The 16,074-nt window shown below is 47.6% G+C and carries 8 protein-coding genes; 2 read left to right on the top strand and 6 right to left on the bottom strand.

Annotated features, from left to right (window positions below; all coding sequences use genetic code 11):
- Position 1: 1 nt before the first annotated feature.
- The 3 genes from ACY2RR_RS03705 to ftnA form a co-directional block, all read right to left on the bottom strand.
- Entirely contained in the window at positions 2–8,359 is an 8,358-nt protein-coding gene (locus tag ACY2RR_RS03705) for a two-partner secretion domain-containing protein (protein ID WP_490106796.1), read from the bottom strand.
- A 66-nt stretch (positions 8,360–8,425) separates the two neighbouring features.
- Positions 8,426–10,132 (bottom strand): ShlB/FhaC/HecB family hemolysin secretion/activation protein, encoded by a 1,707-nt coding sequence (locus tag ACY2RR_RS03700; protein ID WP_490106795.1) that lies wholly within the window; start codon positions 10,130–10,132, stop codon positions 8,426–8,428.
- A 172-nt stretch (positions 10,133–10,304) separates the two neighbouring features.
- Positions 10,305–10,826 carry a non-heme ferritin gene (gene ftnA / locus ACY2RR_RS03695; RefSeq protein WP_490106794.1) on the bottom strand — a complete coding sequence of 174 codons (522 nt, stop codon included), beginning with the start codon at positions 10,824–10,826 and terminating at the stop codon, positions 10,305–10,307.
- Between the two features lie 257 nt (positions 10,827–11,083).
- Between ftnA and ACY2RR_RS03690 the strand changes: the two genes are divergently transcribed.
- The gene (locus ACY2RR_RS03690) at positions 11,084–11,791 is read left to right on the top strand and encodes an OmpW/AlkL family protein (RefSeq protein WP_490106793.1); all 708 of its coding nucleotides are present in this window, start codon (positions 11,084–11,086) and stop codon (positions 11,789–11,791) included.
- 50 nt (positions 11,792–11,841) lie between these two features.
- On the opposite strand, the gene ACY2RR_RS03685 is transcribed toward ACY2RR_RS03690, so the two are convergent.
- The gene (locus ACY2RR_RS03685; protein WP_490106792.1) at positions 11,842–12,723 is read right to left on the bottom strand and encodes a LysR family transcriptional regulator; all 882 of its coding nucleotides are present in this window, start codon (positions 12,721–12,723) and stop codon (positions 11,842–11,844) included.
- Between the two features lie 113 nt (positions 12,724–12,836).
- Between ACY2RR_RS03685 and ACY2RR_RS03680 the strand changes: the two genes are divergently transcribed.
- Positions 12,837–13,343, top strand: coding sequence for a lactoylglutathione lyase family protein (locus ACY2RR_RS03680; RefSeq protein ID WP_490106791.1), 507 nt, complete (start codon positions 12,837–12,839; stop codon positions 13,341–13,343).
- Here ACY2RR_RS03680 and mutL read toward each other — a convergent pair whose 3' ends face one another.
- Both mutL and ACY2RR_RS03670 read right to left on the bottom strand, forming a co-directional pair.
- Positions 13,344–15,260, bottom strand: coding sequence for a DNA mismatch repair endonuclease MutL (mutL, locus tag ACY2RR_RS03675; RefSeq protein ID WP_490106790.1), 1,917 nt, complete (start codon positions 15,258–15,260; stop codon positions 13,344–13,346).
- Between the two features lie 83 nt (positions 15,261–15,343).
- Complete coding sequence (locus ACY2RR_RS03670) at positions 15,344–15,925, bottom strand: TetR/AcrR family transcriptional regulator (protein WP_490106789.1); 582 nt, start codon at positions 15,923–15,925, stop codon at positions 15,344–15,346.
- Positions 15,926–16,074: the final 149 nt, after the last annotated feature.

Below are 16,074 nucleotides of genomic sequence, written 5' to 3'. Positions count from 1 at the left end.
TTTAGAGTCCCTCAGGGGTATTAGAAATAACCACACCGTCAGGGTTTATCTTCTTCATATGTTGTTCCCAGTCACCTTTAGGAATTGGTGAACTAGATAGACGAGGGTCATAAATGTAGCGCCCATCTGAGTATACTTGGTGATAAAATTGTCCACCAACGTTTTGCCCCTCTTCGAATACATTCAGTTCACCAGTCTTACGAGGGCGTACTTCAAGAATCTTCCCTTTTTCCCCTGCTATATCAAATAATTTTGCAGCTATATCTGAACAATCAGTGCCGGTACAAATAGGCATATTATTCATAGCATGCACCAATGATTCATTTGGCGGGAAATCTACATTTGGTTTTCTGACTGGCCGATCTAAACCTGGTAACACGAATGTGTTATCTGTGTCGATTATTTCGTCAGTATTTACATTTCCATCAAGTTTCTTCAAATCATTGTTGTACTTGGCTGTAGCCTCAGCTAGAGGGTCAGCCTCATATTTCGCCAATACCTCTGCAGGGGGGAGCACGCCCCTATCAATAGCCTTCAGCTGATTATCAATCTTGAGAAGATCGCTTATTGGTGCTGGAACAACTCTTCCCAGACTTTTGTACAAGTCTAGAAACTTTGCCACTTTACCAGCAGAAAAGAGAACATCCAGAACATCTGGCTCAAGTAACTCACCTACTGTAGCTGCTCCCTGCTTGACTGTTTCTGTCGTGCTCAGCAGCTCTTTCTTGTATTCTGCATAAGCCACCCCTAACACACGATCTTGAAGTGCCTGCGCTTCTATTGCCCTTAATGCTTTGAGTGCAGCATCAGCTCTATCCGCTTTAAGCTGATTTTTGTGTTGTTCAATTTGGCTTAGCTCTGTGTACACTGCCAGCAGAGCGGGGTCATTGGAAAGCTGATCAATAAATTCTCTCTGCTTTTCCAGTTCCTGCTGTTGGGATTGCTCCGCAGCTTGATTAGCTTCAGCATAATGGTCATCTACTTTAAATATACGGCTGAAAACAGTCGCATTATTAGCTATGAATTCTACGGCTGCGGGGTTGAGACCTGTTGCATCAAAAGTTTGTCCGATCAGCTCTACATGCTGAGCAGCCATAGCTTTTAACACTTCAATTAGGTCATCTTCTTCTACACCCTCGGGTAGTTCATCCTCAAAAACAAATCTGATCTTTCCTCTTGCATCCCTTTCATGGAAGTAATGGTTAAACTCTGCCAGGCTTTCACCAAGCATGGCTGCAATATTGGCATCATTAGCTTCACCGGTCGTTAATGCTGCAACTGTGGCGCCTATCAATCCTGCTACTTGAATACGAAGCTGCGGTTCTTCAATCTCGGCAAGAACATTGGAGAGCAACTCCAGTGTTGCGCCGGTGGCAGCTCCAGCAGCAAAATTACCTCCTGCTAGTTCTGCCAGTGTTCCGCTTACTGCTGCATGAATAGCAGCCTTAACGGGATTTCCGTCCTCCAGTACTCCCTGGCTAAAATCGCCAACTTCTTTGTTGGCTGCCTGCGCCAGTACTTGCACCAGACCGCTTTGGAGATTGGCAGCAAGGTTATCTCCCAAACTTCCGCCGTTAATGGCTGTATCCACACCGGCACGAATAACAGTCTGTTTTGCAAGGTGCTCCAGCTGATCCAGCCCCTTGGCAGTTTTCACATTGACCTGGAACTTATCCATCAGTCCTGCGGTGACCATTGCCGTGGCAATGCTTTTTAGAGAGTCACTCGAGCCCAGCTCTTTAAATACAGCACCTAAATCACCTTTGTTGTTGATGGTGCTGATCGTGGCTTGTGAAGCCAGAGCGGTATAACCTGCCTGCATGGCTGTAGCAGCAGGTCCGGTAAATTTGATTGAGGCAAACCCTTGAGGGCCTGTAGCAATAGCTACAGCGATAGCAATTACAACAGCGGCAGCAGGTGCCAGCCCCTCACTCTCATAATCCCACTGGTCATGAATTTCCTGTACACGGTTCCAGTCAACCCGAGGGTCATTCTCCAGCTGAGCCATCCAGGCCAGTTCCGGGTTTTGCGACAGCTGTTTAACGCTTTCTTTCAGGGTTAATCCTTCAATACCCTTAAAGTCCGCTTCAATACGCTGGGCGGCAATGGTCAGCTCTGGTGTGATGATCTCGGTATGAACAACCGTTTCATCGGTGCGGCCTTCACCGCTGGATTTCTGCCAGACTGTGCCAACCTTGGATTTGTGCTCTTCGTACTTTTCACTGTTCTTGGCCGAGCCAAGGGTCACGGTACCTTCGGCTTCAAGATGAACCGCTTCTTCCCCTTCCAGGCGGCTGGCACGTACCAGAATGTCTTCGCCAGATTGTACTGTGAGGGTTTCACCGGAACTGAGCTGGCTCTTGTTCTGTTCTACCGAGCTGGCATCAATGCTGTGGCTTTCCTTCCGCCCAAGAGACTTTTTGGATTTCTTCTTGTAGCTGAACTCTGCAGAGTCCTGTACGGAGACAATGGCCACACCGTTTTCCGCCTGCAGCGTTAAGTCACCTTCGGCGTCTATCTGACTGCCCTGTACAGCGGCAATATTTCCGGCATTGAGGTTGGCATCACCACCCACTTCAATAGAGCTGCCGTCATGCCAGATCTTGTCATTCAGTGAATGACCTTTCTTGCCTGCACCACCACTGCGGGCACGCAGTTCATCACTGGAGATGATCAGGTTCTCACCGGCAACAGCGGTCAGGCTGTCAGTCGTTCTTACCTGTGCAGCCGTAACTTCAATATCGTTGCCAGCATTGAGGGTCAGCTCATCTGCCGTAATCAGGGCAGTATCGCCTTTTTCGGTGCTGATCTGGGCACTGGCACCACGGAACTGTTCTTCGCTATGGGTTTGAACAATGGCCGTTTCATGCACAATATTGCCGGTTATGGCATCCAGCTGAACCCGGCCACCATCCACATGGCCACCCCGGTTCACAATGTTGCCAGCGGCAGTGGCCTGCAGAGTCTCAATTCCCTGCAGGGTACCGGTATTCAACAGATTGTGGCCGGCATTTGTGATCAGGTTTTCTGAGGCACGAATCCCTCCACTGTTGTTGAGAGTGCCGTCAGTCGTGAGTTCAACATCGTTACCACCTATCAGCGCACCGTCGTGTTGCAGGGTGCGGTTCTCGCCAGCCAGATAAAGCACTGGTACCAGAACATTCTCACCATTCACTGGCTGCTCAACCAACCAAACGATATCTGTCGTTAATTGTTTGGCCTGTTCAGCAGAGAGAGCGACACCAAGGCTTAGCTGCAGATCCTGGTGAACATCAGCAGCATTGTTCATCAGCCACTGGAACTGCTCTGTGTCGTTAGAGAACTCAGGTTGCAGAAAACGATTACCCGTTGCCTGGGCCACCAGGTCACGAACCAGCCGGGTTTCGTACACCCCATCACCCAAACGGGTTTGCAGGCTGTCGACTTCAATACCCAGCTGTTTCACCAGATTGTCAGTACTGGTAAAGAGGCCTGATTCTACGAGAACCTGGTTGCTGGCAATAACGTAGTTATGATTGGGGTTAAGAGCCGGGCGGAAACTGCCGTAACGGCTTTCAGGTAGTTCAAAACCAGGAGTAGCGAGAGGATTAAAGGCATTGCCAATAGCACCGTTCAGTGTGATGTCGGTGCCGTGTTTCTGGGGCGAAGCCAGAGCCTGGGTTGCGACAGTGGCGAGAGCCTTTTCATGAGCCTGGCGGGTGTTGTCCAGGGAGCTGGCAAAAGGGTTCGCAGTATTGCCCTGCAACACCTGGCCTTTAGGATTGGTCAGTACGTTTCTGGCCGTAATCTGTGGAGCATCACTATTCTGGCCGATGTTAATGTTATCAATGCGGTCTGTGAAACTGCCGCTGAGAGTGCCTCCAGCCTTAATAAGGCCTGGTGCTTCAACCAGGGGGATATACGATTTAATCTTGCTGTCTTCAGACCACCACCAGCTGTATAAAGTGGAAGGGACAGTGCCGTTGTGTACCCGGTAAACTTTTTCGTCACCCGTCGTTATGCACCAGGTACATTCTACTTTTGCGTTGTTGTAGTTTTGTACTTGTCCATAAGTTCCATCGAAAGTGCCGTCTGTCATACGCCCTGAACGGCTTTCTGTTTCAACCACTTCACCGCTGGAAAAGCCCAGGTTCGTGAGCTGCGAGCCGGTGAGGGTAATGTCTCCTCCCGCAAGAATATGACTGTATTTGTTTTCTAAGTGCCCGGTATCAATAACCAGGTCCTGGCTGGCAAGAATTTGAGCGGCAGGTGAGTCTTTTGTTATTACATCAGAAGTGAAACGGGTGATTATCACGTGGCCGGTATAGTTATCACCGCTGCAATCCGAGCAGCGGAGATCGATAGGAGCCGTTGTCTGGAAGACCTGATGAGCAAACTCATCTTTGGTGTTCAGCAGGTTTGCTGCATAAATTCCTATGCCACCATTAAAAGCTTCAATGCTACCTGAACGATTGGAAAGCTTACCGCCTTTTGCTAAATCGGCATTCAGGGCATAAGTAAAGTTGTTACCGGCAAACAGGCTGCCACGGTTGTTAAGGAACTCACCAGCGCTGAAGTAATTGAGGTTATGCCCAGCAAACACCAGGGAAGAGTTCTGGCTATTACCAGAAAGGTTGAGAGTTAGATCTTGATTGGCAGCTAAGGTGTAATCATTCAATAAGGTGCTGGCGGAGATGTTCGCATTTCCAGATGTGATCAAAGCTCTGTTGGTTAAATCACCGGTCAGGTTAACGGAGAGATTTCCGCCACTGGAAAGTGTTGCATCGTAATTATTTAACAGCGACTGTGCCGTAATGGTGATATTGCCAAGAGTAGATATGGTGCCACGGTTATTAAGCTGGTTGGCAACATCAAACGTCCAGTCATTGTTAGCTTTCAGGGTGCCGTCATTCACAAAGTTCCCGAAGCTACGAATTGTAACTCCATTCGTTGCGCCCAGGCTGTCATCGCTGTATTGCCTGAGTCGGTTCAGAGTAAGGTTCAGCGTATCATCAGCTTCAAAAATGCCGCTGCGATTATCCAGAAAGTTGGCGCTCAAGATGCCTTTATTCTCTGACCAGATGCGGCCAGATTCATTTTTCAATGTATCAGTGACTGTAAGTGTCAGCTGGTCACCAAAACTCCTAATTTCACCATTTGCGTTATCAATGTTAAGAGCTGTCAGAGACATCAGCTGACTGTTTATTGTCCCTGAGTTTATTAACGTGTCAGTGGTAATGGATGTGTTGCTGTTGCTCAGCCAGTCTCCATGATTTGAGAAAGCCAGAGTTGGCGTTGCTGTCAGCCACCCTGTTCCGTAATGCAGGACGTTTCCGTAGTTTTCAATTGTTGAAGCATGGAATGATAACGCTTCGGCGTTGCTTGAGATGGTGCCATCATTGCGGAGGAAACCGGCTCGAATAGTCTGGTTACTGTTACCAAATTGGGTCAGGCTTCCAGCGTTTATAATAAGATTTTTTGTCAGATCAATAATCAGATTGTTTGCGCCAATATTTGCAAAACTGGTTAATGATCCATTCCCTTTTAAACGCAGGGAGTTTGCAGAAACATTCCCACCTTGTAACTCCCAGCTAATGATATTGTCAGCTGCAAGCAGGCCATTACTGATCAGGTTGATATCACCATGCAGCTCGTTGATATCAAGAGTGAAAGTGCCCGCTCCGCTGTGCTCAATGCCACGTTCACTGCCAATAGCAGAGGGGCTTTTAATCAACAGGTCATGGTTATTGGTAGCGATCAGGCCATTAACCAGAGAAAAGTAGTCTGTTGCAATAACCTGGCTGCTGCCGGTTTGAGCCAGTGAGCGCAGCGAACCATAATCTCCCAAAAAGGTGCCAACAGAGATATCAAAATGGTTTTGAATATCAGTGTCAGCGCCATGGAAGAATGTCATGCCAGGCATATTGACGATAAGATCGGAAGCCTTAATGCTGCCACCGAGAATGTCTGCCCCAACACCTGTAAACGACAGACTGCCCGCAGCTTGCAGGGTGCCAGAACGCTCTTGATAGTAGCGCCCCCTGTTAAAACTGATATTGCCCTGGCTACCTATCTGGTAGAAGTTATCTACCCCGCGCCCGCCAAGTGTGAATGTGCCACTACCGTTATGATTCAATAAGCCGTGGTTAGCAAAATAACTGGCGGAGATTTCACTGTTCTTGGCGTTGGTTAGAAACTGACTTTCTTGCTCATTGAAATCACCATTCAAGAAACTGTCGGTGATGAGGATGACCTGGTCCTCTTCACCAAACTGTACCAGGCTGCCATTATTGTTATAGAGATTGAATGCCTGGATGTTGAGGTGATCACCTTCAATTCGGCCATCCCTGTTGTTCAGGTCTGCATTAAGTATGTAATGGCTTGATCCAGATGAGATAAACCCACCGATATTGCTGAGTGATTCAGCATTGACGATCAGATCGACGTTACTAATGAGGCGACCAGAGTCGTTGTTCCAGCCTTTGGCATTCAGCGAAAACAGGCCAGCACCAGCGTGACGTACAATACCGCTATTATTAATCAGGCTTTCACGATCTGTACTGGCTGATGTATTAAAGGTTAACTGGTTATTATTGGTTTCAATCAGACCATTGCTGTTATTGATCTGTTTGGCTGTGATAGTGGAATGCAAATCATCCTGCCCAAGAGAACGCAGCAGGCTGTTATCTGAACTGTTGTCAAACAATCCGCTTAGATTCAGGTTAAAGAAGGATGCACTTTCCAGCAGGCCTGCACGGTTATCCAAAGATCCGCCAGACAAAGTTAAACCACCAGCTCCTGCAAGAATCTGCCCCTGACTGTTTGTGGTTGTATTGCTGTTGATAGTCAGAGTATTCGCAACAATGCGACCAGAACTATTATCCAGGGCATCTGATTGAATAGATGCACTGTCAGCAATAAGTACCCCGTTTTGATTATCGAGTGTGCTACTGGCTGCAATATCTAAATGACCCAGAGCAGCCTGGATCTGACCATTGCTGGTCAGGCTGTCTGTAGAAAGGGTAAGGTTGCCACTGGTGCTGCTGATAACTCCGGTCAGCTCACCATTATTGTTGTTGGTCAGAGTATCGGAGGCAGTTAACTGCAGATTACCTTCGGCATCAATCAAACCACCGGTGTTATTTATATTGGCGGCAGAAACTGTCAGGACGTTATCGGAAAGTAGCCTGGCGTTCTGGTTGTCCAGCTCACCTGTGTTGATCGTGACACTATCAGTGCCAAGAATAGTACCGTTGTTACTTAAGCTATCGCTATCAATAATTAGCTTACCATTGGTGTTCACTTGTCCTTGCTCATTCACCCCCGCAAGCAGGCTGCCGTCTTGTTGTAAGTGGCCAGTTTGAATGGAAATATCATTTCCTGCAGAGGTAATGGCTGCTATCGCAAGATCGGCACCATTGGTATCAATCGTCAGCTGGTTCAGTGCGTGAATATCTCCTGCCAGTGCTATATCGCCAGTACTGGACAATGAGATGTTATTTGCTGAGGCTGTTGTTAGAGCTAGGTTGCCGTTTATATCCAGAGCAAGATCGCCACTTCTGGTCGCAATATCGCCGAGAGAGCGCACACCAACACCGTCTTCCGTGCCGATAAGTTGGATCGTGTTAGCATACATACTGCCTAGTGCAGAAGCATCTAGAGCGAAAGCTGGGGTTGGGGATTGATCGGGTTGTTTTGCTGTTGCAGTGAGTGAACCAAAATCAACAGTATTTCGACCGGTGATTATGTTCAGTGACTGGGCATTAAGTTCTGCATTGAGGGTGAGGGCACGAGTAATAATATCAAACTGATCTATATTGCTGGCGTTGAGCCCCAGGCCTTCAATAGCAATTGCGCCACCATCAACATCCAGCTGAGTTAATGCGCCGCTTTCAATAATGGGAGTGCCGGTTGTGAGAGTGGCACGGGGAGTGTTGATAAAGCCGCAGCCATTACAGGTAATTCCATAAGGGTTGGCAACTACAACACCAGCCTGTTGACCAAAGACCTCTGTATAACCTTGCAGAACACTGGGGTTGGTTCCGGTCACTTCATTAAGAATCAGGCTGGCACTGATACCATTCAGATTGTTATTGGCATTCAGCGTACCGGCTAATTCAGAAACTCCGGAGCCGGTAGCCAGGTTGTTGAGAATAACGCCTGCAGATTCAACGTTATAATCAGTAAACCGGTTATGAGATAAACCGCTATTCGAAGGTGTAGCGATATTAATAACCGGTACACCATTACTGGCTTGAGAGACTGTTGTGTTGTTTGACTGGGCATCAATAACAATGCCTGCGGCCAGCACCGGGTTGACTGTTAAAAGGTAAATCAGAACAGAGGCAGTTAAACGACCGGTATTTCTGGTTATGTCCATATAGCGTGTGCTCCCGGGTATCCAGAAGTTTGTTGTATTTGTTATTGGTGCAGTGCTTTAGCAGATTTAAATTTTCAGACTGAACTGAAACCAGACAGGGCGCTCTTTCTTGGTAATTGCGCCAGGCCGACTTAAGGATTCTGCAAAGGTAACTGAGGCACTCAAGTGCTTTCCGCTGATAGCTGCTGCCACAGCACGACTGGTCATACGACCATGGAGTGTCGGGTTATACTCGCCACCATGAATCACGCCTGCATCGTATGCTGCCGTTAAAGTGAGGTTCTGGAAAAACTTGTTAACTGCTGGGAGAGTGACAGGGGATACCCAGCTCAGCTCGTTACGCCAGTAACCTCCACTATCACCGCTGAGAGACTGATCCCGGAAGCCGCGAACCGACCCCAGGCCCCCAATACTGAACCGGACTGGGCCATAGAGAACATCATGGCTCCACTGGCCGGTGGCTAGAGATGAGAAACGGAAGTCTTGTTTTTTCAGGGTAAAGGGGCGGAGGTAAGATAATGTTGCCGTATATTTACTGAACTGGCCTCTGGGCTGACCAGAGACCGGGTGGTGATCTTTCTGGGCTCCGAAAATTGTACTGCCTTTTTGAAAACCTAAGTCCGTATTCAGCAGCCCACCCCACAGCTGGCGGCCGTGGTTCAGGCCAAAGGTGAATTCAGAAATTTTGTGGCTGCTGATTGTGAGCAAAGTGTCATCAAAAAAGTTGCGGGAACGGATATGGCGGATACCACCATTGAGAGCTGTTTTGCTGACCTGATCACGGTGTATAACCCGATTAATATTCAATGTGTGGGTTCGGGTGTTACCAGAGAGGCGGAATGTGTTGGCTGAAATTGAACGACGGCTTTCGTAGTCGCTGTAACTAAAGTTATAGGAAAAATCCCAATAACCATAAGGCAGGCGGTATTGAACACTGGCATTGCGGGATTGCCTGTAGCGATCGCTGACAGCATCTTTGGATAAATTGACAGTGATTTGATCAGCGAGTCCAAAAGGATTGTCCCATTGGGCAACACTATTCCATTTGCGATCACCAGAGGTTTCATCGCCATTATTATGTTTGCCAAGTGACAGGCGCCAGGGTTTGGACGAATTATTACTGATCTGGGCTATAGATTCCCCAGACTTTTCACCTGGAGTCAGTTTTAATTGAGCTGCAAAAGAGGGAAGGCGGTTAAGTTGATCAATACCTTGTTCAAGGTCACGCAGATTAAGGTAGCCGTCAGCTCGTGCAGGGAATGTAAAGTGTAAAGTGGTAGAAGTGATACTACCTTCTTGCATAGGTTTAAGGTGGGAGAGCTTACCTTCTACAACCAGAATGGATAGCGTGCCGCTACTCAGGTTTTGTTCAGGTACGTAAGCCCGAGTGGTGATAAAACCTTTTTCAATATACCGGTTAGTAATGCTGCGGATCAGTTGATTAATCTCATTGATACCTACACATGAGTTAATCAAAGGTGCTGTTAAAGATGAACGCTCTTGATCACTCAGCAGAGTGACTCCCTGAAGTTCAATACTGGAAATCTCAAAGCACTGGGCACTTGTTGAAGTTTCAGGCTGTGGCTTTGGGCTTGTAGATGGCAGGTTTTGTAGCTCTTTGAGCTTTTCAGCCTGATCTAAAAGCAGCTGTTCTTGCCGTTGGCGCGAAAGCTCTCGATCCCCTGCAGTGGAAGGAGTGTCGATTGCAAATGTTATTGATGAGAAGCAAATAGAAAGTGCAGAAATGCACCATACCCTTAGCGCCAGCAACATCCTTATACCTACTGGATTTAGTATTTATTGTTGTGTTTTTCGTGTTTTTCAGTAAAAGCGTGCGAAGTAGATCACATTGACGGGAATAAATGCAATCTCTTAGGTCTGATTTTTCGGATGAAAAGGGGGCAGAAAAACGGCCTCAGAGAGGCCGAGTATAAAAACGACGGTTTTAGACTGGCATTTCAGAAGCTGCAGGGTGCGCGTTGGCCTGATTAGCAACTTCCTGATCGATAAAGTACAGACCCTTACCTTCTGCACCAATCATCTTGATCTTGTCCAGAATAGAAGTGAACAACTTCTCTTCTTCGTGCTGCTCGGAAACGTACCACTGCAGGAAGTTAAATGTTGAGTAGTCTTTACCGGTAAATGCAATATCAACCAACTCGTTGATCTTACTGGTTACCAGCCGTTCATGATCGAGAATCTGGGTAAACACATCTTCAATGCCAGCAAATTCACACTGTGGTGCCTGAATGGTTCCAATCACAGCCATGGCGCCAGTTTCATTTACGTAATTGAACAGGCGATTCATGTGTTCCATTTCTTCATTCGCGTGAGCACGCAGAAAACGTGCGCAGCCATCCAGACCTTTGTTTTCACACCAGGAACTCATCTGCAGGTAAATATTGGAAGAGTAGAACTCCAGATTAATCTGGTCGTTCAGGCTCTTGATCATCTGTTCGCTCAACATTGGTTTAAATCCTCAAAAAAATTCTGCCGTAGTGTGCTTTTAGATAGTTCGGTTTGCACTGACCTGTGTCGTATTTTGGCGAACTTTGAAACCAAGTCCTAGACTTCCTGCCCACGAATTTTTTGTGCGAGTACGTGATTTGATTAAGTGCTGTCGTATATCAGGAAACCGGCACTGAAACGTATTCGGTGATTGCGAGGATGCAGGCAGGCTCAGGGAATTTCGAGACTCTGCCAGCAAATCGAGGTTGAACAGATATGTTCGTTAAAAAGCTTTTGGTATCCCTGCTGGCTGCAGGAAGCTCTGTTGCTATGTCAGTACCAGCGTTTGCAGGCTTGAAAGAAGGGGATATGGCCGTTAAAGGCGGAGCGTTTTATATCGTTCCTGATGAATTTACTTCGAAGGTCACATACACGGAAAACGGTGGAAATGGGACGATCAGGTTAAAGCACAAGGAAGATAAAAATCCATGGACCTTCGGAGTCGATTTTTTAATGATGGCTACCGATAACATTGGCGTTAACTTCGGCACATCATTTCCAGCAAAAATAAAACAAAAGGTCAGTGGAACAGATGTTCTGACAGGAGGCTCCTCCCCTGCTACCGATACAATCAACGGTAAAATGGAGTACGAAATCTGGCCCTGGCATGCGACGCTGCAATACTATTTTCTGGAACCCCGTGATGAGTTCAGGCCTTATGTTGGTGTTGGCGCGCACTACACAAAGCTGGATGACTTCAAAGGAAACCACCAGAAGATCAAAGATGTAGATCTGGATGATGAGTTTGGTTTTCTCTTTCAAGTTGGCGGAATCTTTACCATAGATAAGGCCATGTTCCTGGATTTCTCTGCCCGGTATTTTTATCTGGAACCAGACGGCAAGGTGAAACACACCAGCGCCAAGATCAAAAGTCTGGAAGTGAACCCCTGGGTTTTCAATTTGAGTCTTGGTTATAAGTTCTGATTGCAGAGGAAGTTGTGCAAGCTGGCCTGAAAGGCCAGCTTGCTTGTGCCTTATAAAGTTTGAGTGAGTTCGTGAGTAATGAGTTCAATCACCTTGTGCATTCGTTTCGGCAGTACATCCCATTTTTGTTGGGCGAGGTAGATTGTTTCTGATACCGGCACATTCAGTGGATGATTGTGGATAAGGTATTGTTGAGGGAAAGCTGCCACAGCATGAGCGGGGAGAACGGTAAATCCCAAGCCACGGCTGACAGGTTCCAGAATCATACCAATCTGGTTTGAGAAACCTCTCAGGGGTAACTGATCAAACTTGGTAAATTCTGGATAGTTTGCGCCAAGCAGTAGTGTCGCGTGGTGTTCTCCATCCGGGTGGTTGATATAACCCAGCTCGAGAAGTGTTGGCCAGCTTACGTCAGGAACGTCTACCGATGTGACAAGGCAAAGGTGTTCAGCTGCTAATGGGCGGCAGGTTAACCCGGGCTTTTTTACCCGGCGGGTAATCAGGCCAATATCCAGCTTTCTGTCTTCAAGCCCTTGCTCGATACTGTCATTAGGTGCGAATGAAAAGTCGACCTGTAACCCGGTATGTTTCTTTTGCCATTCAAGCAGTATGGGAAAAAGCTTAAGACCTACACTGCCCGGTGTTGCTATACGACAACGGCCACGATATGGGTCATCGGTTTTCAGTGACTCTTCCATTTCCTTCAGCTGAGAAATCGAAACTAATCCCTGCCTATAAACTTTCTCACCCGCTTCTGTCAGGTGGAAGCCCTTTCCTTCTCTTTGAATCAGTGAGCAACCAAGATTCTGTTCAAGTTTCTGAACATGCTGGCTTACACCTGGCTGGGTCATAGCAAGCTTTTCAGCGGTGCGGGTGAAATGACCTGTCTCGATCAGAGTGCAGAAGGTGTGTAACCAGGTGAGATTAATCATAAGAAAGCGTTATTGAAAAAATCACTAATGATAATTTCATGTTGTAGCACTTGTTGAATAATCTTTGCAGCACTAAATGAATGACTTTACAGATTTTTGACAGGAGCTTGTTCATGTCTGAAGAGAAGCGTTACCCACGGACCATGAGTCACATCGGTATCTCCGTTCCTGATCTGGAAGCTGCGGTGAAGTTCTACACCGAAGTTATGGGCTGGTACCTGATTATGAAGCCCACTGAAATTGTTGAAGACGACAGTGCTATCGGTGAAATGTGCAACGACGTTTTCGGCCCGGGCTGGGGCAGCTTCAAGATTGCTCACCTTTCTACTGGTGACAAGATTGGTGTAGAAATCTTCCAATTTAAGAATGCTGAAAACCCTGAAAACAACTTCGAGTACTGGAAGACTGGCGTATTCCATTACTGTGTACAGGATCCTGATCTGGAAGGTCTGGCTGAGAAAATCGTTGAAGCTGGTGGTAAGGCCCGTATGAAGGCTCCTCGCTTCTACTACCCTGGCGAGAAGCCTTACCGCATGATCTACATGGAAGATCCATTTGGTAACATCGTAGAAATTTACAGCCACAGCTATGAGCTGACTTACTCTGCTGGAGCGTATTAATTAACGCCCACGCATAAACAGCTTATCCAGCTCCGACATGGTCAACTGCGTCCATGTCGGGCGTCCATGATTACACTGACCACTTCTCTCCGTCTGTTCCATATCACGCAACAGCGCGTTCATTTCTGGGATTGTCAGCTTACGGTTGGCGCGAACAGAACCGTGGCAGGCCATGGTGCCAAGCATTTCATCGATATGGGCTTTTACCTGATCGCTGGAGCCGTGTTTGGCAAAATCTTCCAGTAGTTTTCTTACCATATCGGCAACGTTTGCCCCCCGAAGCAGGGCGGGGATTTGTCGTACTACAACTGTCTCTGGCCCCATTCTCTCCAGGCCGAATCCCAGCTTTTTAATATCGTCGGCAAACTCATCAACAGCATCCGCCTGTTCAAGACTTACTGCGGTTGATTCTGGAACCAACAAAGGTTGGGTGGTAATTCCAGCACCATGCCATGCCGCTTTCATACGCTCGTAGGTAATCCGCTCATGGGCGGCATGCATATCAACCAGAACCATACCGGTGCTGTTTTCAGAAAGAATATAAATTCCCTTTAACTGGGCAACAGCAAAACCAAGTGGTGGAACTTCATCATCGTTCGTTTCTGGCAGAGTTTGCGGAGTAGCTGCAGAAGGAATAGCGCCAGATGATGTTGCAGGTTCATGAAGCTGCTTATAAACATTCATCTGATCACGCACAGCCATTGGTGAAGGCTGGGGTGAGGCTTCCCTATTAAAAGCTGGGGCTGCTGATGTTGCTGCTGGAGCAAAAGCTGATGAAGCCATAGCCTGACTGGGAACGGCAGGAGCCGGGTTCAGGTTCATTCTTTCCTGTGAACCAAACTCTCCGCCTTGGGTTCCAGTGGCCGCAGGTGCGGCAGGAGTGTCGAGAGCCGTAGGTGGCAACTGATCTTCCGGGCGAACAGAGGCCAGTGCACGGTTCAGGGTGCTGAACAGGAAATTATGAACAGTACGACCATCACGGAAGCGAATCTCATGTTTGGTTGGGTGCACGTTCACATCAACCAGGGCAGGATCAAGTTCCAAATAAAGTACAAAAACCGGATGGCGACCGTGGTACAGAACATCACGGTAAGCCTGACGAATGGCGTGGGCAATCAAACGGTCTTTAACAATGCGGCCGTTAACATAGAAATGCTGAAGGTCTGCCTGAGCACGGGAGAAGGTTGGCAGGCCAACCCAGCCCCAGAGTCGCAGCTCTGAAGATTCCATATCAATAACCACAGCATTATCCATCAGCTGCGGGCTTAATAATGTAGCAATACGGCGTTCCATCTCAGCTTTGGTTTTGGCAGGGCGAAGCTGATGAATGGTGCGCTGGTTATGACGCAGGCTGAAAGCAATATCGTAATGACTGAGAGCCAGTCGTTTTACCACTTCTTCCAGGTGTCCGAATTCTGTTTTCTCAGTACGTAGGAATTTACGGCGGGCTGGCGTATTAAAGAACAGATCCCGCATTTCCACAGTTGTACCAACAGGGTGAGGGGCAGGGGAGGAAACAGTTTCCATATCCCGGCCTTCTGCAAACACCTTCCAGCCGGATTCCTGACCTTCAACATTAGAAGTCAGGGTAAAGCGGGAAACAGAACTTATGGACGCCAGTGCTTCACCCCGGAAGCCCAGGCTGCCAACGGCTTCTAAATCTTCCAGTGCACTGATTTTGCTGGTGGCATGGCGGGAGAGAGAAAGCGCCAGCTGATCTTTGGGAATGCCCGAGCCATTATCCCGAATGCGAATCAGGCGAACGCCACCATTTTCCACCTCAATATCAATGCGGGTCGCACCAGCATCAATACTGTTTTCCAGCAGCTCTTTCACCACAGAAGCAGGGCGTTCGACCACCTCACCGGCAGCAATCTGGTTAGCAAGGCGAGGGCTGAGAAGCTGGATTTTGCGCATGGGGCGTAACAGAAACCTGAAAGATAAAGCCGACAGTTTGTCGGCTTTTTAGTCATCTGTGAAGGGGGGATTCAATTCGAAGCTTATTGGCGGAGGCGATCAATCATCTCTTTCGCCAGTTGTTTGTTTTCATCATAGCGTTTGTCACCAAAGCCGATACTCGACATCCAGCTGGCGCCAAAGGCCAGTGTCATTATGTTGAACGCAGTTGTATCTCTTTGTTTAGCATCGGCATGGGGAGCAAGCAAAACAAGTGCTGCAATAACGCCCTGTAAGAAATAGTCATACATGGATTTTACAGCGTCTTTAATTTCATCGCTGTGCATGGCTTCTGGCAGGAGGGCTTCGACCAGCTTTGCGCTTGGATGGTTGGTAAAAGCATCTCCAAACAGGTAATCCAGAAAAGCATTATCAAAGTCTGCAATGGACTCTGCCTGTGTAAACTCAAAGGCTGTATTGCTGAAGCGGAGGACAATGCGCTGTACTAAAGCCTGGATCAGGGCTTCTCTTTTTCCGATGTAGTGCAAAACCATGCGGCGATCCATTCCAGCCTCTTTTGCGACCATCTCAAGAGTTGAATCTTTTAATCCGACAGTTCCGATGCAACGCTCGAAGGCATCGAGAATTTTTTCAGCATTCTCTCCTTTTAAGCTTTTACGTCCCAAGCTAAGACCTCCCGGTAATTGCGGGAATGACTGTACTTAGAAACCGTTTTTGAGGCAAACAAGGTTTAAATTCCCGCACATGGGAATTTATTGACGACAGTTGTTCTCTTCTATAAATTCCCTTCTATGGGAATTTATTCCTGTAAACA

It is taken from the genome of Parendozoicomonas sp. 2304DJ65-17, assembly GCF_058148445.1.
Note: the sequence above shows the minus strand (reverse complement) of the source record. Positions and strands in the feature narration are given on the sequence as shown.

Coding starts and splice junctions, on each gene's coding strand:
- ACY2RR_RS03685 (WP_490106792.1), bottom strand. CDS start 12,723: ATGATTAATCTCACCTGGTTACACACCTTCTGCACTCTGATCGAGACA.
- ACY2RR_RS03705 (WP_490106796.1), bottom strand. CDS start 8,359: ATGGACATAACCAGAAATACCGGTCGTTTAACTGCCTCTGTTCTGATT.
- ACY2RR_RS03680 (WP_490106791.1), top strand. CDS start 12,837: ATGTCTGAAGAGAAGCGTTACCCACGGACCATGAGTCACATCGGTATC.
- mutL (WP_490106790.1), bottom strand. CDS start 15,260: ATGCGCAAAATCCAGCTTCTCAGCCCTCGCCTTGCTAACCAGATTGCT.
- ftnA (WP_490106794.1), bottom strand. CDS start 10,826: ATGTTGAGCGAACAGATGATCAAGAGCCTGAACGACCAGATTAATCTG.
- ACY2RR_RS03700 (WP_490106795.1), bottom strand. CDS start 10,132: ATGTTGCTGGCGCTAAGGGTATGGTGCATTTCTGCACTTTCTATTTGC.
- ACY2RR_RS03690 (WP_490106793.1), top strand. CDS start 11,084: ATGTTCGTTAAAAAGCTTTTGGTATCCCTGCTGGCTGCAGGAAGCTCT.